Source organism: Butyrivibrio sp. Su6, from assembly GCF_900108105.1.
Classification (GTDB): Bacteria; Bacillota; Clostridia; order Lachnospirales; family Lachnospiraceae; genus Butyrivibrio.
The window spans coordinates 84,324-109,591 of sequence record NZ_FNUR01000012.1 but is presented as its reverse complement, the minus strand read 5'-3'; the positions used below and the strand labels follow the sequence as shown (position 1 = coordinate 109,591).

Sequence of the window (25,268 nt, the reverse complement as noted above, 5' to 3'; positions counted from 1 at the left end):
CATGGATACAATACTTAGGATAAACAATCTCTCTGCCGGCTACGGTGATGAGAGTGTTATAAATGATATCTCTTTTGAAGTTGAAGCAGGTAAAAGAGTCTGTATCGTTGGTGAGAGCGGAAGCGGTAAATCTACGCTTCTTAAGGCTATTCATGGCTTTGGGGGCGTGACTAAAACATGCGGAAGTATAGAGACGCCAAAAGACATTTTACTTGGTATTGTGCCTCAGAATCCCGGTGGATCTTTTAATCCCATAAGGACTTACAAGGCACAAATCATGGAGGCACTAAAGAGCAATAACATCGACTTTAAAATAGATGAAGTGGAGAAAACGCTCCGGATCCTTGGACTTAATGATGCTAAAAGAGCACTTGCATCAAGGCCTTATGAGTTGTCAGGAGGCATGAATCAGCGTATGGCCATTGCCACAACAATGCTCTTGGAGCCGGGAATTTTATTATGCGATGAAGTTACAAGCGCCCTGGATGTTAAGACTGCAGGGATGGTTGTGGAGCAGCTTCTTGAGATCAACAAACTAAAGGGTACTACTATTTTGATGGTTACCCACCATTTGGGTATCGCATCTAAAATGGCTGATTACATTGGAATCATGAAAAGTGGCAGGATGCTTGAGTATGGCCCTGCAAAAGAGATCCTGGAGAATCCACAAAACGAGTACACAAAGAATCTCTTGAAGGCCGTACCAAGACTGAAGGTGAGCTGATATGCCGGATTCAGATATAATTTTAGAAGGAAAAAATCTAAATAAAAGTTACGTTGATAAAGGCAAAAAATTGCAGGCTTTAAAGGATGTGAGTTTCTTCCTGAAAAATGGAGAGATCCTTGGAATCGTCGGCGAGAGCGGAAGTGGAAAGAGCACTCTTCTTCGTCATGTCAGCTGCCTGGAAAAGCCTGATAGTGGAAATCTTTATTATAAGGGAACAGAGTATACAGGTAAGTCGCCGGCCTTTGCCGGAACTTTTCTGCAGATGATATTTCAGGATGCCCAGATGTCTTTTGACCCAAGAATGAAGATGAAAAAAGCCGTTGTGGAAGCTGCAAAGGGCTGTGGCCATGAAAAACTGTCACGAATCCTTGAGGCCGTTGGGCTTGATGAGAGTCTTTTGGAGAAAAAGGCAGGAAGCATGTCCGGAGGACAGTGCCAGCGAATGTCAATTGCAAGGGCGCTGTGTTCTGATGCCGGGATTCTTTTGTGCGATGAGGCAACAAGTGCGCTGGATGTTACAACTCAGGCCCAGGTAGTAGCTCTTTTGCAGCAGCTGAGGGAAAAAGAAGGGGTGTCGATCATATTTGTCTCCCATGACATTGCTCTGGTGAGCATGCTGTGCGACAGGATAATGGTAATGAAAAACGGCGAGTGTGTGGAAGAGGGAGAGACTGGTAAAGTTCTTGGAAATCCACAACATGAGTACACGAAAGAACTGCTTGATAATCTTATTGAGTAACAAACTTTTAGAAAAATAATTGAGGTATACGTAGTAATATGACTAAACTTATGCAGATTCCTTTTGAGGAGGAAGCTGAAGATATCAAGGATAAAGTGGTGACCTATTGGTCCAAGAGGGCTGAGAGCTTTAGTGAGCACAAACACGAGGAGATCCACAGCAGGAAAAAACAGCTGTGGCAGGCGGAGTTTTTAAGGCATTTTTCAGCTGATGATAAGTTGTCTGTTCTGGACGTTGGATGCGGAGCCGGTTTTTTCGAAATGGTGTTGTCGGATTTTGATTTTGACGTGACCGGGGTGGATCTTACGCCTGAGATGATAGAGAGGGGAAAAGAGCTGCTTTCACGCCATGGAGCAAAGGCGCGTCTTATGGTTATGGACGCCGAGAAACTGGATTTTGCCGATAGCTCTTTTGATCTGGTGATAAATAGAAATCTTGTATGGACACTTCCGCATCCGGTGGAAGCCTACATGGAGTGGCACAGAGTGTTAAAGCCGGGAGGAATGCTGCTTGTGTATGATGCGGAGTATGCAAAGGGATTTCATCACTATGATCAGATGCAGAACCTTGCCCACAAAAATGTGACCGACGCCATGGTAGAGGAGTGCCACGATATTTACCACATGTTATCTATCAGCACTTTGGACAGACCGGAGTGGGACAAGGCTTGTCTTGAAAAGATCGGTTATGAAAATATAGTTACTGATCTTGGGGCGGGAGATAGACTCTATAGCGAGAAAGACCAGTTTTATATGCCTGACAGGATGTTTCTGGTAAAGGCTCAGAAAGCAGTAGTCTAATAATATGAATGGAGTTTGAGATGAGAAGAGGAATTGATACTACAGATATGATGGTATATGGCCACGAAGCCTGGATAATCACTGACAACAGTGTATATGAGCCGGGGGAAGAAGTCTGCGGAATAATGAGGTGGGGACATCACATGAGGCCGGACGGATTCTTTCGTCTTGATGAGATAAGAGCCTTCGCCACAGATGAAAAAGGAAACAGAATAGCAATAACACCGGTTAAGGGCCCGGGCGATGAGCAGGGAGACTACTATGAGCTTCGCTTTACGCCAGTTTCTGAGGGCATTTATACCCTTATGTGTATCTATGACAACAATTATGTAAGAGATGAAAAAGACGTGTATTATGAGGGCGACAGAAGGACATATCCTGATATTCTTGATGCCAAGAACTATCCTCAGATATATGTGACAAACATAACTGTTGGAGATAAGAAGGGGACTCCCGAATTTATCCATGAATCCAGAGTAAGCTTCGTTCCCGATCCCTGGGAAGCAGACACCGACGTGCTTCATTTAAAGCTTATTCATGACAAATTCCCGCTTAGGGGATCCACGGTAGTTGTTGTGTTCTATGATGGAAAAGAGTATTTTGAGAGAATCCTGAACACAGATGAGGAAGGCAGGATATTCTTCTCAGTGGAGAAAAAGGGTGTGTATATGGCCGTTACAAGAACTCCGCTGGCGGAAGGAATTCCCGGAATCTATGACAGCAAAGAAATTGCTTCAACATTCACATACGTTAAAAGGTAATACGAAAACAGGATGCATTCAACATGCATCCTGTTTTTGTATTACTCCGTAGGTCACCATGGGACCATTCTTGATTATGCTAAGAGATGAGCACTGGTGGATCAGAACTCCGTCAGTATTGGCAATGGCTGTGTGAAGGGGCCTTCCAAAGTAATCCCTTATCTCACCAAATTTATCACCTTTTGAAAATTTCTCTCCCACCTTTTTCTCTGGATACCAGCAGCCGGTGAATGGGGCGTCATCACTGAATTCTCTGAGTTCTGTCTTGGGATATGTCTTGTACTCTCCTTCAATAAGACCAAGGAATTTCAAAATGTTCAGTACATCTTCTTTGTCTGCCTGTACCTCATCTTTTGGAAGGAGACTAAGCTGACCGCGCTCTATTAGAACACTGGGGATTCCGGCCATGGAGGCTGTGTTGTAGGCGCCTTCGGTGGTGCAGGTACTCTTTACGCAGTAGGAGGCGTTGACGCAGTCCACCATCTTTTTTGCAATATCACTGGCAGGAGAAGCTCCCACGTAGTATGCGTAGGGGATAAGAGTCTCGTATCCGTCTCCGCTATGCAGGTCAATGTAAGCATCAGCGTTTTTGATAAAAACATCAAACAGAAGGCTTGCCAGGCGATCGGCGGCTGAACCATCCTTGTCTCCCGGGAAGACCCTGTTGAGATTCTTGCCATCCTCGTAAACAAGGGACATTGTTCTGTTTTCAAAACCTGACCTGTTGGCTAATGGGATGATGATAAGATTTCCTGAAAGGTCTTTGGGAGAAATCTCATTAGAGAGCTCAATAGCTGCCTGAATGCCGACATATTCCGCATTATGGATACCTGCTGTAACTAGTACGGTTTTGCCCGGCTTTTCGCCACAGATGATGATATGTGGAATGTGTATCTCAGTTCCATCTACATGTATATGGTCTTTTATCGTCTTGCCGGAACTAAGCTCGTGTCCGGCTATATTTATTTTTGCCATTGTATTAACCCTCGCTTCAGAGCCAAGGTTATCATGTTTGGACCGGGACTTTCAAGCCCCCTGGGGGGTTACATAGCTCACGCGTACACAAAAAAACCATAAACATCAGTACCACATCTAACGAACATTGCATAGGACAGAAGAAAGTAAAATTTTACATAATGTAAAAGAAGACTGTTGGGGACAGTCTTCTTTTTGTGTTAGAGGTTTTTATAAAGGAAATACGTTATGGCGAACGTAAATCGGCTTATTAAGTATCAGCTCTCAGCTGATGATGCAATCATACATTAATATTGTGTGCCATGTAAGTGCTTACATGATACAAAAAGTGGAAAAAATTGAACGACACTAAACATTCAGTATTTGCAAGATTTTCAAGATGTAAGCACTTTCATTTTTGGAGTTCAGGATTTATGATTTAAAATATAGTAAGGAGGGCTTTTGAAATGGGAGAAAAAAATTTTGATCTGATAACACTTGGCGAGATAATGCTTAGATTGTCACCGCCTAATTATGAGAGAATGACAAGAGGCGATGTTTTTGATAAAAGAGCCGGTGGCTCAGAGCTGAATGTTGCGTCCGGAGTTGCTCTCTTGGGACTTCGTACCGGCGTTATTTCCAAGCTTCCGCAGAATGCATTGGGAACATTCATTAAGAACAGAATCAGATTTGAGGGCGTTTCTGATGACTATCTGATCTACGATGAATCTGATGATGCCAGACTTGGAATCTACTACTATGAGAACGGCGCAGCTCCACGTAAGCCTTCTATTGTATATGACAGAAAAAATTCCTCTATGACAAAGATTTCTTTAGATGAGATTCCTGAGGATGTTTATACTTCAACAAGAATGTTCCACACCAGTGGAATTACACTTGCGCTTAATAAGAATACCTGCGAGGTCACAACAGAACTTATTAAGAGATTTAAAAAGGGCGGAGCCTTGGTTTCTTTTGACTGCAATTACAGAGCTAATCTCTGGAGCGAAGAAGAGGCAAGAGCAGCCATTAAGCACATATTGCCATATGTAGATATTCTCTTTGTTTCTGAGGAGACATCACGCCGCATGATGCAGAAAGAGGGCGACCTTGCAGACATCATGAAGAGCTATACAACTGAATATCCTGTTAAGGTAGTATGCACAACTCAGAGAGAAGTAATCAGTCCTAGAAAGCATAACTTTACTTCTACAATATACGATGCACCAAAGGATAAGTTCTACACAGAGCAGCCTTATAAGGACATCGATGTTATCGACAGAATTGGTTCAGGTGATGCCTATGTTTCAGGTGTTCTCTATGGACTTCTTAAGTATGATGATGTAGAAAAAGCTCTTGAATATGGTAATGCTACATCAAGCGTAAAGAATACAATTCCCGGAGATCTTCCTGCAAGTGATTTAAGAGAAATTGACAGTATTATTAAGAATCATAAAGCAGTTGGGCCTACCAGCGAGCTTAACAGATAACTTGACAATAAAGTTAAATGTTAATAAAATCATTTTTAAACATATTTATAGACGTTGAAGAGGAATAGTAATTTAGCAAAGCGTTTCAGAGAGAGAGCGGATGGTGCGAGCTCTTACGATAGCTAAGTGAACCTGCCTTGGAGTCCTGTGTGAAAACATTTTTTTCGATGATGCGTAAACACAGCGTTTCCCGCGTTAAGGGTGTCAATGAAGTGAAATCTGCTTTTGAATGCAGATTTAAATAGGGTGGTACCGCCGACTAGCCTTCGGTCCCTGTTTATAGGGATGCGAAGGCTTTTTTTATTATTTTTCGTATCCACTTCATAGATTAAAAGGAGAAAGAAAAATGGCAGACAACAAGAAACTTGTAGCTGAGATCACATCTATGGATGAGGATTTCACACAATGGTACACAGACGTATGTATCAAGGCTGACCTGGTTAGCTACTCTAACATTAAGGGATGCATGGTAATCAAGCCTGCAGGATACGCAATCTGGGAGCTTATTCAGAAGCACCTTGATGCAAGATTTAAGGAGACAGGAGTTCAGAACGCATATCTTCCTATGTTCATTCCTGAGTCACTTCTTCAGAAGGAGAAAGATCACGTTGAAGGATTCGCTCCTGAAGTAGCATGGGTTACACATGGCGGACTTGAGCCACTTGCAGAGAGATTCTGCGTAAGACCTACATCAGAAACTCTTTTCTGTGACTATTACAAGGGAGAGATTCATTCATATAAAGACCTTCCACAGGTATTAAACCAGTGGTGCAGCGTTGTTCGTTGGGAAAAAGAAACAAGACCTTTCCTTAGAAGCAGAGAGTTCCTCTGGCAGGAAGGACATACAGCTCACGCAACATTCGAAGAGGCTGAAGAGCGTACACAGCAGATGCTTAATGTATACGCTGATTTCCTTGAGAACGATATGGCTATTCCTGTTATCAAGGGACAGAAGACTGACAAAGAGAAGTTCGCAGGAGCTGAGGCTACATATACAGTAGAAGCTCTTATGCATGACGGAAGAGCACTTCAGAGTGCTACAAGCCATAACTTCGGTGATGGATTTGCCAAGGCATTTGGAATCCAGTACGCAGGAAAAGATAACCAGCTTCATTATGTAAACCAGACATCATGGGGACTTACAACACGTACAATCGGCGCTATGATCATGGTTCACGGAGACAACTCAGGACTTGTAGTACCTCCTAAGATCGCTCCAATCCAGGTTGTTGTTATTCCTATCCAGCAGAAGAAGGAAGGCGTTTTAGATGCAGCTTATGATATCGCAAAGAGCCTTTCAGCATTCAGAGTAAAGACAGACGATACAGACAGAACTCCTGGCTACAAGTTCTCTGAGCAGGAGATGAGAGGTATCCCGGTTCGTATCGAGATCGGACCTAAGGACCTTGAAGCAGGAAAGTGCGTACTTGTTCGTCGTGACACAAGAGAAAAGATTGAATGTGCTATTAGCGATGTACCTGCAAAGGTAGGCGAGCTCCTTGATCAGATTCAGAAGGATATGTTCGACAGAGCTAAAAAGCACCTTGAGGCACACACATTTGCAGCACACAACAAAGAAGAGTTTGCAGAAGCCTTCAAAGAGACAAAGGGCTTTGTAAAAGCTATGTGGTGTGGATGCCGCGAGTGTGAAGACAAGATCAAAGAAGATTACAACGTAACCAGCCGTTGTATCCCATTTGAGCAGGAAAAACTTTCAGAAACCTGCGTGGTTTGTGGAAAACCTGCTACAAAGATGGTTTATTGGGGAAGAGCATATTAATCCGGGGAGCAACTATGCTTGAGATTAACGTAAAAAAACAGGGTGGAGATTATTCTACTATTACAGAGGCTATACAGGCTGCGACTTATGAAGAGAAGAATGTAATCCACATTGGAGAGGGAACATTTAGGGAAAAGATTTTCTGCGAAAAGTCAGATATAACGTTCATCGGAGAAGGCATTGACAAGACAATCATTGAGTTTGACGATGGTGCTTTTGAAGAGATGGAAGATGGCTCCAAACGAGGTACATTCCGCACAGCAACAGCCTTTTTTGGAGGCAAAAGAGTTGTTGTAAAAAATATGACCATCAAAAATACAGTAGGTGGTGGCTTTGAACATGGCCAGGCGCTTGCTGTTTATGCCGATGCAGATGAGTGCTATTTTGAAAATGTGAAGATGACAGGCTGCCAGGACACTCTGTTTTGCGCACCTCTTCCACTTACTGAGAGACAAAAAAATGGCTTTATGGGACCAAGAGTTTTAAATCCCAGAAAAAAGACAAAACAGTATTACAAAAACTGTGAGATCTACGGTGATGTGGACTTTATCTTTGGTGGAGCGGATGCAGTATTTGATGACTGCTTCATTCAGTGCAATAACAGAAAGCTTCAGCCTCATGGTGAAGACAATGGCGAAAGATTCATAAATGGCTATGTTACAGCAGCATGTGGAAGTAAGGATGATCTTGGCTTTGTATTCAGGAACTGCACTGTAAAAGGTGAGGATGGCTGCGATGAAGCTTCAGTATTTCTTGGAAGACCCTGGAGAGATGAGGCGAAGACAGTATTTCTTGACTGCAAGATGGATAAGACCATTGCTCCTGAGCGTTTCTCTGGTTGGGGTGGCATCACAAAAGATGAGCCTACAGTAACTTACGGAGAGTATAATTCCAGAGAAATTGCAGATGACAGTGAGATCTCTTTATCCCAGAAAAATAGCTGGATAAAGGATATAGACAGTGAAAAATACAAAGACCTTATGAACAAGGCAGACCAAATAGTAAAGCTGTTTAAATGAGCTTTAAGTAATAAACAAAAAATGAGCATACAGGATTAGCGTTTTGCTGATCTTGTATGCTTATTTTTATCTTTTCATCATATGAGAATAATACTTTCTTTTATAATCGTACATTTTCTTGTCGGCCAGCATGAATGCCGCATGGGCCTCATTTTCTGAAGTCTCTGAACGGAAGGCATAGCCATAGGAGACGCTGTGGTTGATCTCAGGATCGCTTTCATCGAGATCTAACAGTTTCTTATCAAGCTGTTGAAGAAGTGAATCTATGGTTGCCTTATCTGTAGTACTTGTAATAACAAGAAATTCATCGCCGCCAATCCTGTAGCAGGTTCCTATAGAATTAAATGTTGTATAAAGAGCATTGGCAAAAGACCTTAAGAGTCTGTCTCCTGCAGGGTGTCCGGCGTTATCATTTACCTCTTTAAGTCCATTTAGATCAAGACTTATCAAACAGAAATCATCACCAGTTTTGTCCAGTTCAGCCATTTTCTCATCACTTTTTACTCTGTTAAAGAGGCCTGTGAGGGTGTCCTCAAAAGCAATCTGAGAAAGAGAAGCATATTCTTTTCTCTGAGCAAAAGAATGAGTCATGAAAATAAAGTAGTTGAGGAGCTGAGTAATCACAAAAAATATGGCGCCTGTAGGAATCGATATAGTGGCTAAAAAGCTCTGTCTGTAATCAACAAGTTTCATGGAAAGGGCGATTCCAACATACAAAACAAGGCACATACTAAGGACAAATAAGCCCAGCATTATGATGTTTACAGAGGCATTTCTTTTGCGACTGCGGATGTCCGTCCAAACATAATAAAGAAATATCAGTATCCCGGCAAAGGACAGCACATAATATGGATAGATAAAGTGATTTATATGTACTAATCCCAGTATGTGCAGAATAATAAACAGCACGGAAAAGCCAAGGGTTGAAAAGCCCATTATTCGAAGAAGTGTATTGTCCTGCCTTTTGTGCAGTTCATTAAGCAAAAGATAGATGCAAGGTATTATGAGATAGATGGAACCGTAGGAAATAAGCGTCGCTGCGGATTTATTTATCATAAAACCGGACACATCAAAGGCTGTAACTATCCAAAATCCCAATAATACACTGATGATAGAGCTGATGATCTGTACTCTTACACCTGAAGTTCTAAGGTAAAATGTAAGAGAAATAACTAAGAACACCTGGCCAAAAAGAATCAGGAAAATTCCGGTGAACAGAGGGAACAATGCACCATAGATTAGTCGTCTGGCCAGATCATCAAAGCTTCCGATAGTGGGACTTACCATATCTACTCGGGTGCTGTTTTCTGTAACGTAGAGTTTAATACTTAGTTTTTTTCCAACATAGTCTTCTCCGAGGGGGACCATATTGTAACCCGTACCTACGAATCTGTTGGAGTCCAGAGCATCAAGGTCTGAGGCTTCAATCAGCTGGTCGTTGAGAAATACTTCATAGGCGCAAAACTGCGTTTTGAAGAACAGATAAGGAAAATCGCATTCAAGATTCGGAAGAGGCCTGTTCATGTTAAGCGTTATTATGTCACCTCTTGAAAAAGTGTAGCCTACCTGTTCACTCAGTCGTTCAAGGTTAGTATTGATGTAGCGCTGACCTCGGTACATAACTACCCACCCGTTTTCAAGAGTATCTATCTTTGATTGAGGAGTGATCTTGAAAAACTGGAGTGAGAAGACTGTGATCAGCACCAGTATAGCAACTGCGAGTCCCAAGAAGGATAGAAGTTTACGCATTTTCTACCTCCTTCCTGTTGTCATTTCTATGTTCTTTTTTCATCTCATACATTCTGGAGTCAGCAAGCATGTACACTTCACTGGCGAGTCCGTTTGGCACTTCATAGCTGTAAGCATATCCATAGGAAGTGCTGTATTGGAAGGACTGTTCCTTGCTGTTCCACTCAGTTATTATATTGTAAAGCTCATGAATTCTCTTTGTACAATTAAGCGCGTGTTCATCAGTCATTACAACGATGAACTCGTCGCCGCCCATTCTTCCAATAAGATTGGCATCCCAGAAACACTCGGAAAGAATAGTAGCAAAACCAACGATAAGGCGATCGCCCTCATGGTGGCCAAGAGTATCATTTACCTGCTTTAGCTTGTTAAGGTCGAGACTCACGATAGTATATGTTCCGCGGTCTTCTGAAAGAATAGCCATTACCTGTTCGCAACGTGCTCTGTTGGCAAGTCCTGTCAGTGCATCGGTGTAAGCGAGATTGACGATATGACTTTGCATTGTTTCAAAGTTACTGCTGTAAATATTGTAATAAAGATAACTGATAAGCAGGCAGGACACAAAGATCAGCGCACCTATTGTAGTTATGGTGATATCAGAATTAGTCTCACCGGCAGCAGAGAAGTACTTGTTATAGTTGTAGATCACTATGTCTATTAAGGATGCAATCATGAAGATTGAGAGCCCTAATAGGAATATAGAATCAGACAAAAGAAATTTTTTATCTGAGGATGTCTTTTTATTGATAAGATTCTTGGCTATAAGGTACATAGCAATAGAGCTTTCGATGGCTGCCAAAGTGTGTAATGACATGGTAAAGTCAGTAAAACGTACAGCCTGCGAAATGTGAAGAATAATGATAATAAAGAATAAGGTTAAGTTTGTGATAAACATAAAACGGAAAAGCTGTTTCTTTTTACCTGAAAAGACCGACATCAAATAGCCCAGGATACAGGTCGGGATATTATAAAGCGAGACATACTCACAAATTGTGTTGAGAGTTGGATTCCCGATAAGAAGGTCTATAAGGCCGTAATAGGACATTATATAAAATCCCAGGAATAGAGAAATAAAGCCGCTAAAGACAAGCCTGGTGTCGTTATTGTGATAAAACAAAAGATAAGGAGAAAGAATAATAAGCAAAAAGCCAAGAGATATCAGGAAAATTCCCGACAAGATGCTGAGCCTTCTCACAATGATACCACCGACAAAAGTGTCTTTTCTTTCACCTATAAAAAATGAAGATAATCCTGAAAATGCAGAAGCCTTCGCGCCTGTCAGGGATATTTTTAAGGTTTTACCGCCGTATTCTCTTTTTAATGGAATAGCAGTGTGGGTCTTAGGAACAGTTCTGCCTGCTTCATAGGCCTCATGCCCGAAGGAATAGATGACTTCATCATCTATACTGATCTCTATCAGTGAGTGAATTGCATAAAAAGAAAGACAAGGATCCGCGTAATCAGAAATAGAGGGTAAAGTAGTTGTCAGTTCAACAACATCACCCTCGTTTATAACGCCGATATTTGTCTTGGATGGATTATGTGAATCAAAAACGTTGCCGTTTACCGAAATCTGCCAGTTATCATTAAGGTCTATTATGGTATTTAAAAATGGAGTCTCGATATTAGAAAAAGACCCCATGAGGATAAGCAAAGCAAAAAGAAGGGCAAAAGCCGCGGCAACGAACAATTTACGATCATATTTGTACTTCATTTTATTTCCTCATAGTTATAAGACAAGTATATAACCAACTGCCTAAAAATCCCAGTGAATTCTTCACAATTTCGGTTTATTAAGCTATTATGAAGGTATGAAGATCAAATTACCGGATAATGTAAAAAGGATATTGGACAGGCTTCATGAGGCAGGATTTGAGGCCTATGCAGTTGGTGGATGCGTAAGGGACAGCATATTGGGACGAGTTCCGGGGGACTGGGATATAACGACCAATGCGCTTCCACAGGATACAAAAAAACTATTCAAAAGAACTATAGATACAGGAATTGAGCACGGAACAGTCACTATCATGGTTGGAAAAGAAGGCTATGAGGTGACTACATACAGAATAGACGGGAAATATGAGGATTCCAGACATCCCAGTGAAGTGACTTTTACCAAAAACCTCACTGAGGATATGAAAAGAAGAGATTTCACGATAAATGCCATGGCCTACAATGATGAGGAAGGCTTAATCGACCGCTTCGGAGGAATGGAGGATATAGAGAAAGGTCTTATCCGATGCGTTGGAAATCCAAAAGAAAGGTTTTCTGAAGATGCTCTTAGGATTATGAGGGCTGTAAGATTTGCAGCACAGCTCAACTATTCAATAGAGGATGAAACTCAAAATGCGATTTCCGAGCTGGCTGATACACTAAAAAACATCAGCGCAGAACGAATACAGACAGAGCTTGTGAAACTTCTTTTGTCTGATCATCCTGAGAGGCTGATGACAGCCTATGAACTTGGCATCACAAAGGTGATACTTCCTGAATTTGACAGGTGTATGGAGACACCACAAAACAATCCACATCACATGTATAATGTGGGAGAACATATCATGAAATCAGTGCAGAATGTGCGTTCTGACAGGATTTTGAGGCTTACAATGCTGATGCATGATATGGGAAAACCTGCTACAATGAGTATAGATAGTAACGGAATATCACATTTCAAGGGCCATGCCGAGGTCGGTGTATCCATGGCAAAAGAGATTTTTAAACGGCTAAAATTTGACAGGGATACAATGGACAGGACCTGTAATCTGATCAGATATCACGATGACAGATTTCCTGCTACGCCGCGAAATGTCAGAAGAGCCATGAACAGGATTGGTGATGATTTTCCGCTATTCATTGAAGTAAGATACGCAGATACACTTGCTCAGAGTGAGCTTTATAGAGAAGAGAAGCTTAAGCTGATAAACGACACTAATAGCATCTATAAAGAGATACTGGCAAAAAAGGAACCAATAAATATAAAGGATCTTGCTGTTAACGGAAAAGATCTTATGGGGGCTGGCGTTTCTCAGGGAAAGGCCATCGGAACAGTTCTCAAAGCAATGCTTGAGGACGTTCTCGACAATCCCGAACATAACAGCAAGGACTATTTGTTAGAGCCGGAGCGCCTAAAAAGTTTTCTTGAAGGATCAGAATAAATGAGGGGTAGATCATGAGAAGCTTTGGATGTGCAGTCAGGATAGGTACAGCTTTATGTATGGCAGTGGTAGTAATGCTGTCATCATCAACAAGCGTACTAGCTGTGACTACAAATAAAGTAACCATATCAATGGTTGGTAAATACGATTCTGCGGATACTGCGGCCATAAGGTCGATAGACACTGAAAAAAAGCAGATCCGTTTGAGAAATCATGCGACAGGAAAGACCTATACGCTTGATTACGACAACACCAGTATGATGTATGATGCCAGAGGAACAGTTCTTTCGGCTCAGATGCTGGAAGTTGGTCAGATTGTTGATGTTACTTTTTTGAAGAGTACCAAGCACATTACAACACTCAATGTGTCAAAAGATGCATGGGTAGTTGACAGCACCAAAGATCATGAGCTTGTCAGAAATGACGGAACAGCCCGTATCAAGGATGAGATCTACAGAATAGATAACAAAGCTCTTGTGTTGGCAGATGGAGAGCTTGCTATTGCAGAGAATATTCTTTCTACCGATAAGATAAAAGTATCTGGCATAGGCCGCGAAATATACAGCGTAGTAGTAACAGGAGGACATGGTTACGTGAGCCTTTCCTCAGACGTAGTTGAAGAGCAGAGCCTGGTGGGAGCATGGATAGAGCTGGACAACGAGGTGATACACAAGATATCCCCCAACATGCTGCTAAGTGCACCTGAAGGGCAATATAATCTTCAAATACTCGGGAATGGTGCCAATTACCAGTCTGAAGTAAACATTACAAGAAATCAGGAAACCGTAGTTGATACCAGTGATATTACTATAAATAAGCCAAAAGAAGGTCTTGTAACTTTTGAGATAGTTCCGGAAACAGCGGAAGTTTTTGTCGATGGACAGAAGGTCCTTACAGGAGTACCACAGACTGTTCAGTATGGTTATCACAATCTCAAGATCATGGCTGAGGGCTATATCACGCAGAACAGATACCTTAAAGTTGGTACAGCCAGGTCAATCGTAAGCATAGAGCTTGAAAAAGATTCAGATAGTGAGGAAGCTTCAACTAATTCGCTATCTATAAATAATGCTACTGTAAATAACAGTACAGCCAAATCGAGTCTGGCTGTAAAGAAGGCAAATGCCAACGAACTTATATCAAAGAAATCTGCTTCGGCATCCAAGGCTTCAACTGTCAGCAGCAACAGCTCAAGCGATTCTTCAAACAAGGTTATCAACGGATACTATATCTACTTTGATAAACCTGTTGATGCAGAGCTATATTTTGATGGATATTATGTTGGCGTGATTCCTACAAGAGTTCAGAAAGTATCCGGCAATCATGAAGTTATACTAAAAAGAAGCGGATATGAGACCATAAGTTACAGGATTAAAATTGATAAGAGTGAAGATAACGTATCCTATGGATTTGCTGATATGGTGAAGAAGAGTGAAGACAGCAGCTCATCAGCTACTTCTGCAAGCAGCTCATCAAGTAGTTCGTCATCGAGCAGCAGTTCATCTTCAAGCTCATCCTCAAGCAGTTCATCAAGTTCGGATGCAAGTTCCGGTAGTTCATCAGGTTCGAGCGGTTCTTCAGGAGCATCAAGTGCTTCTACAAGTTCTACTTCGGATAAAGGGTCAGAGAGCAAGAGCGCTGCCACAGAAGAAACCACAAAAGAAACTTCTACTGAAGGAACAACAAATACAACAGAAACCTCAAAAGAGGATCTCGATAGTTCACAGACCGACTCCTCAAGTACAGGTAAAACAACAAATGATTCAGAAAAAGCCAGCGACGCAGCTAGTGAGGCATCAGGAGAAAATTAAATGAGACTAGATAAATATTTAAAAGTAACAAGATTAATAAAAAGACGCACCGTAGCTAATGAAGCCTGCGATGCGGGAAGAGTACAGATAAACGGTAAGCCAGCCAAAGCGTCAGTAGATGTTAAGGTTGGCGACAAGATAACCATCAACTTTGGAAACAAGGACGTCAGCGTAGAAGTGCTCGACGTCCAGGAAACAATCCACAAAGAGGATGTAACAAACCTGTATCGATATATTTGACAGTCGATTTAATAGTGTATTAGAATGTATTTAGAGAATTTATGTGATTCCGCATTATGTGGGGGTACGATATGGCAACCAGAGCACGCTATAAGAGGCGTCGTTCTCAGAACAGAGTTGGTATTCTCTGGGCTAGTTTTGTAGTCCTTATTCTTGTGACCGTAGTTTCTATCAAGAGTATTGGTCTTATGCAGAAAGCTAGCGAGTATCAGGCGAGGGAGATGGAGCTCCAGGCGCAGATCGATGCAGAGTATGCCAGAACAGAAGAGATTCAGGAGTTCGAGAGATATACACAGACGCGTAAATATATAGAAGATACAGCTAAAGACAAGCTTGGACTTGTTTATCCAGGAGAGATTATCTTTAGAAATGAAGGCAAATAATTAATTATTGAAACCAGGCGCAGACATCGTTACGTAGATTCGTAAGGGGTCTGCGTTTTAATTTGAGAAAAGAATGAATAATTTTGAGAACAAAGTATTGAACTTTATACGAGCGAACAAGATGATTGATGCAGGTGATAGGATACTTGTGGGATTTTCCGGTGGAGCAGACTCTACGGCACTCGTAACAGTTCTTTTTGAGCTAAAAGAAATACTGAAGATTGAGCTTATTGCAGCCCATGTAAATCACGGAATCAGAGAAGAGGCCGGAGAGGATGCGGACTTTACACGTAAGTTTTGTAAAGAACGAGGAATCAGATATCATCTTTTGGAAGAAGATGTTCCGCAGATTGCAGAGGATAACAGGCTTTCTGAGGAGGAAGCGGGAAGAATAGTTCGCTATGACTTTTTTTCTCAATTAGTGAAAAGCGAAAGTGCAACCAAGATCGCTATTGCTCATCACCAAAACGATGCTGCGGAAACATTTCTCCACAATATTTTCAGAGGAAGCGGACTTCGCGGCGGCGGTGGAATAAGGCCTGTCAGAGATAACATAATAAGGCCCCTGCTGTGTGTGACAAGAGATGAAATCGAGGATTACCTTAAGGAAAAAGAGATTTCTTTTTGCACAGATGCCACAAATCTTGAAAATATCCACACAAGAAACAAGCTTAGAAATAAGGTTATTCCATATGTGGAAAAAGAAATTAATAAATCAGCAGTTGAGCATATTTACAGGGCGACAAAAGATTTTGCCATGGCTGAGGACTATATCAGAGACCAGGCCAAAAAAGTATTTGATAATATATCTGAAAAAAACAATGGCAGAATAGAGCTTGAACTAAAAAAATTAGGTCTCGAGCCAGAGATAATAAAGAGATATGTTATTCTTCAATGTTTTGAGGAGCTTACTCCAAACAGAAAGGATATAACAGCGAGGCACGTGGATGCAGTACTTACGCTGATTGCTGGAACAGATGGGTCGGCAAGCCTTGATCTGCCTTATAATATAAAGGCAGTCAGAAGCTACGATAAGCTATCATTTATGGAAAACTTTGAAAAAGGTGATGGCTGTAATATAGATGATCAGCTTGTTATTAAGAAACTTGAAACAGGCCAAAAATACAAACTGAACATTCCCCGATTTGGTGTCGCAACAATTGACATAATGTCGTATAATGGAAAAACATCTATTCCGAGAGATACATATACTAAATGGTTTGATTGTGATAGAATACAAGAAGTTATTTTTAGGCACAGGAAGCCGGATGATTATATCTGTATAGAGCAAAATGGCACTATCAGGAAAAAGAAATTATCCAAGTTCATGACAGACGAAAAAATTCCTGTGAGTGAAAGAGATAACATGTGGATTCTGGCGGATGGAGACCATTGCATGTGGGTTCCCGGATATAGAATCAGTTGTTCCTATAAAATTAGTGACAATACTAAAAAAATACTAGCTGTAGCTATAGATAATGGAGGTAATTAAAGTGGCTGAGTCAGTTCGTGTACTACTTACAGAAGAAGAGGTAGACAAGCGTATTAAGGAGCTTGGAGAGGCAATCAGCAGAGATTATCAGGGAGAGACAGTACATCTTGTCTGTGTTTTAAAAGGCGGTGTATTCTTTATGTGTGAACTTGCAAAGAGAATTACAGTTCCTGTAACAATGGACTTTATGTCAGCTTCAAGTTATGGAAGTTCAACAAAATCAAGCGGTGTTGTTAAGATCGTTAAGGACCTTGATGAACCACTTAAGGACAGACATGTTCTCATTGTTGAGGATATCGTTGATTCCGGAAGAACACTTTCTTACCTTATAAAGATGCTCGGAGACAGAGAGCCTGCAAGCATTAAGCTCTGCACACTTCTTGATAAGCCTGAGCGCAGAGTTACAGATGTTAAGGTTGACTACACAGGATTTGAGATTCCTGATGAGTTTGTAGTTGGTTACGGCCTTGACTATGATCAGAGATACAGAAACTTGCCATATATCGGAGTGGTTGAGTTTAATTAACTTCTCTAAAAGGGGGAATTCAGAAGTTGAATCGCACAAAGGGTTATAATTCAATTTTTGCCATTGTGGTAGTTTTACTGATAATGGTAGTGTTTGTTGAGTATGCTAAGGGTTTTATGACATCAGATACCGGAGCATATTCACGAACACAGTTGGAGGCAGATATACAGGAAGGTACAGTTAGAAGAGTAGTCATTATGCCTAACACAGAGACACCGACAGGTGCCGTCCGTGTTAGCTTTAATGGCGGGCTTGATGATGTGACCTTTTATTCTACAGATGTGACAGCTATCGAAACGCTGGTTGCAGATAACGGCATAAACTATGAAGTCAAAGATGTGCCGTCTGAAAACGTCCTTATAACCGGTATAATCCCGGTTGTTGTAGGACTGGTTCTTATGGTCTTTATTTTCTCAATGTTTACCAATATGCAGGCTTCCGGTTCAGGAAATAACAGAATGATGAACTTTGGAAAGAGCCGTGCAAAGCTCCAGAGCGCCGACGACAACAAGATAAAACTTGATGACGTTGCCGGCCTTAAAGAGGAAAAAGAACAGCTTACAGAGATCATTGAATTCTTAAAAGATCCTGGAAAATTCACACAGGTAGGAGCAAGAATTCCAAAGGGTGTACTTCTTGAAGGTGCACCAGGTACGGGTAAGACTCTTCTTGCAAGAGCAGTAGCCGGTGAAGCCGGAGTTCCATTCTTTACAATTTCAGGTTCTGATTTCGTTGAGATGTTTGTAGGTGTTGGTGCTTCCAGAGTCAGAGATCTTTTTGCTGAAGCTAAAAAGAATGCTCCATGTATAATCTTTATCGATGAAATAGATGCTGTAGCCAGAAGACGAGGCACAGGTATGGGCGGCGGCCACGATGAAAGAGAGCAGACACTCAACCAGATGCTTGTTGAAATGGATGGTTTTGGTGTAAATGAAGGAATCATCGTTATGGCAGCAACTAACAGAGTAGACATTCTTGATCCGGCTATCATGAGACCAGGTCGTTTTGATAGAAAGATCACTGTTACAAGACCTGATATTGGTGAGAGGGAAGCTATCCTCAAGGTACATGCCAAGAACAAGCCTCTTTCAGATGATGTAAACCTTAAGCAGGTTGCCCAGACAACAGCTGGCTTTACAGGAGCTGATCTTGAAAATCTTTTAAATGAGTCTGCTATTAAGGCAGCTACAGAGAACAGACAGTTCATCAATCAGGAAGATATCAATTCTTCATTCACTAAAGTAGGTATCGGAACAGAAAAGCGCAGCAAGATAATCTCAGAAAAAGAGAAAAAGATCACTGCTTACCACGAGACAGGACATGCGATTCTTTTCCATGTGCTTCCTGATGTGGGCCCGGTTCATACAATTTCGATCATTCCTACAGGACTTGGGGCAGCAGGCTATACTATGCCACTTCCGGAAAATGATGATATGTTCCTTTCCAAAAAGAAAATGCTTCAGGATATTATGGTCTCTCTCGGCGGACGAATTGCTGAGGAGATTATTTTTGGAGATATTACGACAGGAGCTTCAAGCGACATCAGAAAAGCAACACAGGAAGCAAGAAGCATGGTTACCAAGTATGGTATGTCAAGCAATATCGGCGTGATCAACTATGATGAGAACGAGGAAGACGTATTCATTGGGTATGATATTTCTCATAAGAAAAATCACAGTGAACTTATTGCCGGTGAAATTGATAAAGAAGTAAAGGCTATTATCGATAAGTGCTATGCCAAGGCTAAAGAGATAATCCTTCAGTATGAGGATGTTTTGCATCAGAGTTCAGCACTTCTTATCGAGAAAGAAAAGATTGGAAGGGAAGAGTTCGAGGCTTTATTTGAAGGCAAGAAACTCCCTGAAGACATAGAGTTGGATATCTAATTGTACAAAATGCACAAAAACCAAGAGCTGTTTTTAGTATATTTGTGGAGTATTGGTCTTTACGCTAAGGGGTGTGGGTGTTAGTATAATATGCGTAACCCCCCAATACATTATATAGTTTTTTGCTATACCCCATAAGAAAGAAATACCTTCTCTAAAAAAGACAGCTACCCGCTGTCTTTTTTGCATTAATAACAAAGTTAGGACTTATTTATGAACAAAAAACTATTATTCCATGATATGACCATGGACTATTTAAGGCCAACTGAGCCGGATAAAAATAGAAAAACTGACTTCAGATTCAGATGTGGTAAGGGCGAGGCTTCAGAAGTCTTTATCATATGGAATAATGAAAAGCGTCCCATGAAGCGCGCTGAGTCAGATGGGGATTTTGATTATTACGATATTTCTTTCAACGTCGGAGAAAAACCAGCCACTTATTATTTTGAAATAGATGGAAATGACGGAGACAGATGCTTTTTTGACAAAAGAGGAGTAGTCAGCCAGCCAAAAGACAGCATGCTCTTTAGGTTATTCCCTGGCTTTTCCACACCGGGATGGGCAAAAGGCGCAGTTATGTACCAGATCTTTGTGGAAAGATTTTGCAATGGTGATGCCAGCAATGATGTTCTCTCCGGTGAGTATTATTACAACGGAAGCAGATCAGTTCAGGTCAAAGACTGGGAGAAGTACCCGGATCCGAAGATGGACTACGCAGAGTTCTATGGCGGAGATCTGCAGGGAGTAATGGATAAGCTTGATTATCTGAAAGATTTGGGAATAGAGGTTATTTACTTTAATCCCCTGTTTGTTTCTCCTTCATGTCACAAATATGATACACAGGATTATGACCATATCGATCCTCATTTTGGAAAGATCGTTGATGATGGTGGAAGGCTCCTTGATGACAACGAGCATGAGAACGTTCGTGCGAGCAAGTATATAAGGAGAGTTACCAGTAAAAAGAACCTGGAAGAGAGCGATAAGCTTTTTGCCAAACTTGTAAGTGAAGCGCATAAGAGAGGCATCAGGGTCATTTTGGATGGTGTTTTCAACCACTGCGGCTCTTTTAACAAGTGGATGGATAAAGACAGGATCTACGAAGAAAACAGCGAATATGACTACGGTGCCTACATTTCAGAGAACAGTCCTTATCATGACTACTTTTCTTTTACTGGTGGAAAGTGGCCTTACAACAATAACTATGACGGCTGGTGGGGATATGACACCCTTCCAAAGCTGAATTACGAGGGTTCAAAAGAACTTGAGGAGTATATACTGGGAATTGCCAGAAAATGGGTTTCTGAGCCATATAACGCAGATGGCTGGAGACTTGATGTAGCGGCAGATATCGGGCATTCACCCGAATACAACCACTATTTCTTCAAGAGATTCAGGGAGGAAGTAAAAAAGGCCAATCCTGAAGCTATTATTCTTGCTGAACACTATGGAAAGGCTAAGGACTGGTTGCAGGGTGATGAGTGGGATACAGTCATGAACTATGATGCCTTTATGGAGCCGCTAACATGGTTCCTTACCGGCATGGAAAAACATAGCGACGAATTTAAGCCTTTAAAATACGGCAATGCAAGAGAGTTTTTTGATACCATGCTCTATGAAGGTGGAGAGAACTTTAGCATGCCTTCACTTTATACAGCCATGAATGAGCTCTCAAATCACGATCATTCAAGATTTCTGACAAGGACAAGTCAGAAGGTCGGAAGATGTGACACTCTTATGCCGGCTTCAGCAGAAACAGGTATAAAGAAGCCTGTTATGAGAGAGGCTGTAATGGTTCAGATGACCTGGCCGGGAGCACCTACAATTTATTATGGCGACGAAGCGGGAGTCTGCGGATTTACTGACCCTGATAACAGAAGAACTTATCCTTGGGGAAAAGAGGATATGGATATGATACGTTTCCACAAGGAAATGATCAGGATCCATAAGGAATGCAGTGAGTTAAAAACAGGTTCTGTTATGGAGCTGCTTGCTGATAATAATGTTATTTCTTTTGCCCGCTTTAACAGAGAAGCCGCAACAATAGTGTTTATCAACAACAATGAATTTGAAGTCACTAAGGATATTGATATAAGTGCGCTGGGAATTCCCAAAGATGCATTTTTAAATCAGCTCATCTTAAGTGATGGAAGCGGATTTAGAACTGATATTGGTGGAATGAGGGTAAAAAATAATATACTGACAATTACGCTTTCAAGATTATCGGGACTGGTGCTTCGCTACGATAGCCACGCGCCTATCAGTACTGAGGAATTCTGGGCAGATAACACACTTGATTTCGGGTGATTGTGAACTATTTAACTTTATTTTTTATATCAACGAGTATATAATGTTATTAACCATCAATAACTACATATACAAAGGGAGAAAAACAAAATGTTAGTATCCGCAAAAGACATGCTTGTAAAAGCAAAAGAAGGTCACTATGCAGTTGGCCAGTTTAACATCAACAACCTGGAGTGGACAAAGTCAGTTCTTTTAACAGCAGAAGAACTCAAGTCTCCTGTTATCCTTGGTGTATCTGAGGGTGCTGGTAAATACATGACAGGTTTTGAGACAGTTGCAGCTATGGTTAAGGCTATGGATAAGAGCCTTGGAATCACAGTTCCAGTAGCACTTCACCTTGATCATGGTACATACGATGGATGCTATAAGTGCATCAAAGCCGGCTTCACATCAATCATGTTCGACGGCTCACACTATAACATCGAAGAGAACGTTGCTAAGACTTCAGAGCTTGTAAACGTTGCTCATCAGCTTGGTCTTTCTATCGAAGCTGAAGTTGGTTCAATCGGTGGAGAAGAAGACGGAGTTGTAGGAATGGGCGAGTGCGCTGATCCAGATGAGTGCAAGAGAATCGCTGATCTTGGCGTAGATATGCTTGCAGCTGGTATTGGTAACATTCACGGTAAATATCCAGAAGGATGGCCAGGACTTAGATTCGACGTTCTTGATGCTATCCAGCAGAAGACAGGTGTTATGCCTCTCGTTCTTCATGGTGGTACAGGAATTCCTGCAGACATGATCAAGAAGGCTATTTCACTTGGTGTATCTAAGATCAATGTTAATACAGAGTGCCAGCTTTCATTTGCTGATGCAACACGTAAGTATATTGAAGCAGGTAAGGATCTTGAAGGTAAGGGATTTGACCCTCGTAAGCTTCTTGCTCCTGGTGCTGAAGCTATCAAGGCTACAGTTAAGGAAAAGATGGAGCTCTTCGGATCAGTTGGAAAGGCTTGATAATAGTACTATTAAAAAGCGAAGCCCTTTGGCTTCGCTTTTTTCTTACAATAAATCACCAGATCAGGGGGATATATTAAAATGCATAACGAATTGACCAAAAAAGATATAGAGGATATGGAGGCAGAAATCGAACATCGCAAAGTCGTTGTGAGAAAAGAACTGCTTGAACATGTAAAGGAAGCGAGAGCTCAGGGCGATCTTTCAGAGAACTTTGAGTATTATGCAGCCAAAAAAGCCAAGAACCAGAATGAAAGTCGTATAAGATTTTTGGAAAGAATGATTAAGACTGCGACAGTAATTGACGATAATACTAAATATGACCAAGTTGGAATGAACAAAACTGTAGTAGTAAAATTAGATGAGGATGGTTCCGAAGAAACATACAAAATTGTTACAACAATGCGTCAAAATTCTTTGAAGGGACTTATCAGTGTTGAGTCCCCGCTTGGAAAACAATTACTTGGACATAAAGTAGGAGACCATGTTACTATTAAAGTAAGCGACGATTATAGTTACGGCGTAACGATAATTAGTATCGAAAATACAGGACTGACAGACGAGGATAGAATTAGGGACTTTTAAAGGAGGACCATATGGGCGAATTACACGTATTTCAACCAGTTAATCCAAATGATCTCGAAACAGGGCCATACAAATTTGTAGGCGACAAGATTCTCATCACAGCTGCTGATGGCAGTAAGGTCAACACTATGTGCGCAGAATGGGGAGGCGTAGGTTATATCTGGGATAAAAGGGTAACCTTTATATTTGCCAGAAAAGGCAGATATACCAGTGAGATCATCAATGCTTCCGGTGAGTATTCAATCAGTTTCATGAATCAGGAGAAATATCGTGGAACGCTCAAATATCTGTCTATGGTATCGGGAAGGGATGAGGACAAGATCGCTAATTCCAGACTTAATATCAATTACCATGACGGAGTTCCTTTTATTGATGAAGCAAGGGAAATAATAATCTGCAAAGTTCTTTATCAGAGAGAATTTGATGAAGATGCTTTGATAGATGATGCCATAAAAGAAAAATTCTATGCGAATGGAGACTATCACATTCTATTTATCGGAGAAGTGAAGACTATTCTACTTAGATAAAACTAACGACAGATGCATATCATATTTTTATGAGGGAAATATGGGTAGCAAAAGGCTGAAAAAAACCTTAGTTAGTGTAGTTTTGGATATGGCGCTTATAGCGAGCGCTTTATTAGGCTGCGGTGTACAAAATCCACAGCCTGATAAAATTGAGGCTGTAACAGAGTCAGCTTCGGAAGGCGTTACTGGAAACGCTACAGAAAAAAGAACCGACCAAAATCTGGAAACAATCAGGGTAGCAACCTGGTATGACAATTCTTATACTTCTAATCTTAGGGCGTATCTTGCCCGCAGGTTTCCAAATTATAAAATTGAATTTGTTTATATTGATAAAGCCCATTATGAGCCAATAATAGATGCTCAATTCACCTTTAAGGGTGCACCTGACATTATTTATGTGGATCAGGTAATGGCAAGAAAGAATGCCAGGAACGGGAATATCACACCCTTGACGGCTTATTGCAGTAATTTTGAGACAGAAAGCCTAGAAGCCTTTTGGTATGACAAGGATACTTATGCAGTGCCCAGCACAAGCTGTTTTGAGTGTATATATCTGAATAAAGGCCTGTTTGATAAATACGGGATAAAAGAGCCTCATAACATTGATGAATTTATTGAAATGTGCGACTTTATCCGGTTGGGTAAGAAGATGAAGCCACTTTCCGCAGGAATGATAGATTATGAGGCAGTATCCAGTAGTGCCCAGTCTATTTTGCAGATGAATTTCTTTGGAACGGAGTATGGAAGTGGATTCGGTGCAAGGATAAAGGATGGCAGATCTATTTTTTATAATGATCTCAATGAATATCTTGTGGAATGGGAAAGACTATTAAAGCACCAGATATTTACAGCGGATATGTACACCATGGACAAACAGGCGGCAATTGCTGAATTTGTAGCGGAAGAAAGCTTTATGCTCATAGGTGGGCCAGAGGATTATAACAGAATACGAGTAGCAAATCCTGAAATGGAGCTTGGGACGCTTCCTACCGGATGGGGAAGAAATGGCCCTATTATGATAGGTGGCTGTAACTGCGGATTTGCTGTTAACGCAAGCAGCATAAATATAGATGCAGCAAAAGAAATAGTGGCTTCTCTTTCAAATCATGAAGGGCAGTTTGCAATATGGAAAGACAGAGTTGGCAGCAGGAGTTATTTGAGAAAGACAACTTTTGATAATCCTGTAGCCTTTGAGGGAATAGAAGAAGTTTTTGAAAAGAATCAATTATACATGCCGGTACTTGGATGGGGGGATTCAGGACCTGACATCAATATGATCTTTGGAAAAGAGCTGCAACAGGTTCTGCTGGGAAAAGAGCCAATCAATATGGCACTGATGCAAGTGGATATTAAAGTCAACAATATGTATGATAAGTAACCACG

General features: G+C 41.2%; 22 protein-coding genes and 1 other annotated feature. Of the genes, 19 read left to right on the top strand and 3 right to left on the bottom strand.

Going from position 1 to position 25,268, the window contains the following annotated elements; genetic code table 11:
• The first annotated feature begins 1 nt into the window (after window position 1).
• The 4 genes from C4S54_RS12815 to C4S54_RS12800 are packed head-to-tail and all read left to right on the top strand — an operon-like array spanning window position 2 to window position 3,027.
• On the top strand, window positions 2–724 hold the full coding sequence (locus C4S54_RS12815) for an ATP-binding cassette domain-containing protein (protein ID WP_103869875.1): 723 nt from the start codon (window positions 2–4) through the stop codon (window positions 722–724).
• A 1-nt stretch (window position 725) separates the two neighbouring features.
• The gene (locus C4S54_RS12810; RefSeq protein ID WP_013282131.1) at window positions 726–1,466 is read left to right on the top strand and encodes an ABC transporter ATP-binding protein; all 741 of its coding nucleotides are present in this window, start codon (window positions 726–728) and stop codon (window positions 1,464–1,466) included.
• 38 nt (window positions 1,467–1,504) lie between these two features.
• Window positions 1,505–2,266, top strand: coding sequence for a class I SAM-dependent methyltransferase (locus tag C4S54_RS12805; RefSeq protein WP_103869874.1), 762 nt, complete (start codon window positions 1,505–1,507; stop codon window positions 2,264–2,266).
• Between the two features lie 20 nt (window positions 2,267–2,286).
• Window positions 2,287–3,027, top strand: coding sequence for a DUF4198 domain-containing protein (locus C4S54_RS12800; protein WP_160110765.1), 741 nt, complete (start codon window positions 2,287–2,289; stop codon window positions 3,025–3,027).
• 18 nt (window positions 3,028–3,045) lie between these two features.
• Here C4S54_RS12800 and C4S54_RS12795 read toward each other — a convergent pair whose 3' ends face one another.
• A complete protein-coding gene (locus C4S54_RS12795) occupies window positions 3,046–4,002 on the bottom strand; it encodes a succinylglutamate desuccinylase/aspartoacylase family protein (protein ID WP_103869872.1) in 957 nt (318 codons plus the stop codon).
• 446 nt (window positions 4,003–4,448) lie between these two features.
• Between C4S54_RS12795 and C4S54_RS12790 the strand changes: the two genes are divergently transcribed.
• The 3 genes from C4S54_RS12790 (at window position 4,449) to C4S54_RS12780 (ending at window position 8,270) form a co-directional block, all read left to right on the top strand.
• Complete coding sequence (locus tag C4S54_RS12790; protein ID WP_022772248.1) at window positions 4,449–5,471, top strand: sugar kinase; 1,023 nt, start codon at window positions 4,449–4,451, stop codon at window positions 5,469–5,471.
• A 45-nt stretch (window positions 5,472–5,516) separates the two neighbouring features.
• Window positions 5,517–5,749, top strand: a binding site (T-box leader).
• Window positions 5,750–5,817: 68 nt separating this feature from the next.
• The gene (proS, locus tag C4S54_RS12785) at window positions 5,818–7,251 is read left to right on the top strand and encodes a proline--tRNA ligase (RefSeq protein ID WP_103869871.1); all 1,434 of its coding nucleotides are present in this window, start codon (window positions 5,818–5,820) and stop codon (window positions 7,249–7,251) included.
• A 14-nt stretch (window positions 7,252–7,265) separates the two neighbouring features.
• Window positions 7,266–8,270: a pectinesterase family protein gene (locus tag C4S54_RS12780; RefSeq protein ID WP_103869870.1), complete on the top strand. Its 1,005-nt coding sequence runs from the start codon at window positions 7,266–7,268 to the stop codon at window positions 8,268–8,270.
• Window positions 8,271–8,336: 66 nt separating this feature from the next.
• On the opposite strand, the gene C4S54_RS12775 is transcribed toward C4S54_RS12780, so the two are convergent.
• Together C4S54_RS12775 and C4S54_RS12770 are read right to left on the bottom strand one after the other, a co-directional pair.
• The gene (locus C4S54_RS12775) at window positions 8,337–10,019 is read right to left on the bottom strand and encodes a GGDEF domain-containing protein (RefSeq protein ID WP_103869869.1); all 1,683 of its coding nucleotides are present in this window, start codon (window positions 10,017–10,019) and stop codon (window positions 8,337–8,339) included.
• Complete coding sequence (locus C4S54_RS12770) at window positions 10,012–11,733, bottom strand: GGDEF domain-containing protein (protein WP_103869868.1); 1,722 nt, start codon at window positions 11,731–11,733, stop codon at window positions 10,012–10,014. Before C4S54_RS12770 ends, C4S54_RS12775 begins: the two co-directional genes overlap by 8 nt.
• 97 nt (window positions 11,734–11,830) lie before the next feature.
• Here C4S54_RS12770 and C4S54_RS12765 point away from each other — a divergent pair, with 97 nt between their 5' ends.
• The 12 genes from C4S54_RS12765 to C4S54_RS12710 all read left to right on the top strand — a co-directional run bounded on the left by C4S54_RS12765 (window position 11,831) and on the right by C4S54_RS12710 (window position 25,263).
• Entirely contained in the window at window positions 11,831–13,174 is a 1,344-nt protein-coding gene (locus C4S54_RS12765) for a CCA tRNA nucleotidyltransferase (RefSeq protein ID WP_103869867.1), read from the top strand.
• Window positions 13,175–13,188: 14 nt separating this feature from the next.
• Window positions 13,189–14,985, top strand: coding sequence for a PEGA domain-containing protein (locus C4S54_RS12760; RefSeq protein ID WP_103869866.1), 1,797 nt, complete (start codon window positions 13,189–13,191; stop codon window positions 14,983–14,985).
• Window positions 14,986–15,225, top strand: coding sequence for an RNA-binding S4 domain-containing protein (locus C4S54_RS12755; RefSeq protein ID WP_022772257.1), 240 nt, complete (start codon window positions 14,986–14,988; stop codon window positions 15,223–15,225).
• A 71-nt stretch (window positions 15,226–15,296) separates the two neighbouring features.
• The gene (locus C4S54_RS12750) at window positions 15,297–15,608 is read left to right on the top strand and encodes an FtsB family cell division protein (protein WP_103869865.1); all 312 of its coding nucleotides are present in this window, start codon (window positions 15,297–15,299) and stop codon (window positions 15,606–15,608) included.
• Window positions 15,609–15,681: 73 nt separating this feature from the next.
• The gene (gene tilS, locus C4S54_RS12745; RefSeq protein ID WP_103869864.1) at window positions 15,682–17,100 is read left to right on the top strand and encodes a tRNA lysidine(34) synthetase TilS; all 1,419 of its coding nucleotides are present in this window, start codon (window positions 15,682–15,684) and stop codon (window positions 17,098–17,100) included.
• Between the two features lies 1 nt (window position 17,101).
• Window positions 17,102–17,626 carry a hypoxanthine phosphoribosyltransferase gene (gene hpt / locus C4S54_RS12740; RefSeq protein ID WP_022772261.1) on the top strand — a complete coding sequence of 175 codons (525 nt, stop codon included), beginning with the start codon at window positions 17,102–17,104 and terminating at the stop codon, window positions 17,624–17,626.
• 26 nt (window positions 17,627–17,652) lie between these two features.
• Window positions 17,653–19,512 carry an ATP-dependent zinc metalloprotease FtsH gene (gene ftsH / locus C4S54_RS12735; RefSeq protein WP_146059995.1) on the top strand — a complete coding sequence of 620 codons (1,860 nt, stop codon included), beginning with the start codon at window positions 17,653–17,655 and terminating at the stop codon, window positions 19,510–19,512.
• A gap of 213 nt (window positions 19,513–19,725) precedes the next feature.
• Window positions 19,726–21,819 carry an alpha-glycosidase gene (locus C4S54_RS12730; RefSeq protein WP_103869863.1) on the top strand — a complete coding sequence of 698 codons (2,094 nt, stop codon included), beginning with the start codon at window positions 19,726–19,728 and terminating at the stop codon, window positions 21,817–21,819.
• A gap of 90 nt (window positions 21,820–21,909) precedes the next feature.
• Window positions 21,910–22,773, top strand: a complete 864-nt coding sequence (fba, locus tag C4S54_RS12725) for a class II fructose-1,6-bisphosphate aldolase (protein ID WP_022772265.1) — start codon at window positions 21,910–21,912, stop codon at window positions 22,771–22,773.
• A gap of 81 nt (window positions 22,774–22,854) precedes the next feature.
• The gene (greA, locus tag C4S54_RS12720) at window positions 22,855–23,358 is read left to right on the top strand and encodes a transcription elongation factor GreA (RefSeq protein WP_022772267.1); all 504 of its coding nucleotides are present in this window, start codon (window positions 22,855–22,857) and stop codon (window positions 23,356–23,358) included.
• Between the two features lie 11 nt (window positions 23,359–23,369).
• Window positions 23,370–23,885, top strand: coding sequence for a flavin reductase family protein (locus C4S54_RS12715; protein ID WP_103869862.1), 516 nt, complete (start codon window positions 23,370–23,372; stop codon window positions 23,883–23,885).
• A gap of 40 nt (window positions 23,886–23,925) precedes the next feature.
• A complete protein-coding gene (locus C4S54_RS12710; RefSeq protein ID WP_103869861.1) occupies window positions 23,926–25,263 on the top strand; it encodes an ABC transporter substrate-binding protein in 1,338 nt (445 codons plus the stop codon).
• The last annotated feature ends 5 nt before the right edge of the window (window positions 25,264–25,268 follow it).

Coding starts and splice junctions, on each gene's coding strand:
- C4S54_RS12815 (WP_103869875.1), top strand. CDS start 2: ATGGATACAATACTTAGGATAAACAATCTCTCTGCCGGCTACGGTGAT.
- C4S54_RS12810 (WP_013282131.1), top strand. CDS start 726: ATGCCGGATTCAGATATAATTTTAGAAGGAAAAAATCTAAATAAAAGT.
- C4S54_RS12805 (WP_103869874.1), top strand. CDS start 1,505: ATGACTAAACTTATGCAGATTCCTTTTGAGGAGGAAGCTGAAGATATC.
- C4S54_RS12800 (WP_160110765.1), top strand. CDS start 2,287: ATGAGAAGAGGAATTGATACTACAGATATGATGGTATATGGCCACGAA.
- C4S54_RS12795 (WP_103869872.1), bottom strand. CDS start 4,002: ATGGCAAAAATAAATATAGCCGGACACGAGCTTAGTTCCGGCAAGACG.
- C4S54_RS12790 (WP_022772248.1), top strand. CDS start 4,449: ATGGGAGAAAAAAATTTTGATCTGATAACACTTGGCGAGATAATGCTT.
- proS (WP_103869871.1), top strand. CDS start 5,818: ATGGCAGACAACAAGAAACTTGTAGCTGAGATCACATCTATGGATGAG.
- C4S54_RS12780 (WP_103869870.1), top strand. CDS start 7,266: ATGCTTGAGATTAACGTAAAAAAACAGGGTGGAGATTATTCTACTATT.
- C4S54_RS12775 (WP_103869869.1), bottom strand. CDS start 10,019: ATGCGTAAACTTCTATCCTTCTTGGGACTCGCAGTTGCTATACTGGTG.
- C4S54_RS12770 (WP_103869868.1), bottom strand. CDS start 11,733: ATGAAGTACAAATATGATCGTAAATTGTTCGTTGCCGCGGCTTTTGCC.
- C4S54_RS12765 (WP_103869867.1), top strand. CDS start 11,831: ATGAAGATCAAATTACCGGATAATGTAAAAAGGATATTGGACAGGCTT.
- C4S54_RS12760 (WP_103869866.1), top strand. CDS start 13,189: ATGAGAAGCTTTGGATGTGCAGTCAGGATAGGTACAGCTTTATGTATG.
- C4S54_RS12755 (WP_022772257.1), top strand. CDS start 14,986: ATGAGACTAGATAAATATTTAAAAGTAACAAGATTAATAAAAAGACGC.
- C4S54_RS12750 (WP_103869865.1), top strand. CDS start 15,297: ATGGCAACCAGAGCACGCTATAAGAGGCGTCGTTCTCAGAACAGAGTT.
- tilS (WP_103869864.1), top strand. CDS start 15,682: ATGAATAATTTTGAGAACAAAGTATTGAACTTTATACGAGCGAACAAG.
- C4S54_RS12730 (WP_103869863.1), top strand. CDS start 19,726: ATGAACAAAAAACTATTATTCCATGATATGACCATGGACTATTTAAGG.
- fba (WP_022772265.1), top strand. CDS start 21,910: ATGTTAGTATCCGCAAAAGACATGCTTGTAAAAGCAAAAGAAGGTCAC.
- greA (WP_022772267.1), top strand. CDS start 22,855: ATGCATAACGAATTGACCAAAAAAGATATAGAGGATATGGAGGCAGAA.
- C4S54_RS12715 (WP_103869862.1), top strand. CDS start 23,370: ATGGGCGAATTACACGTATTTCAACCAGTTAATCCAAATGATCTCGAA.
- C4S54_RS12710 (WP_103869861.1), top strand. CDS start 23,926: ATGGGTAGCAAAAGGCTGAAAAAAACCTTAGTTAGTGTAGTTTTGGAT.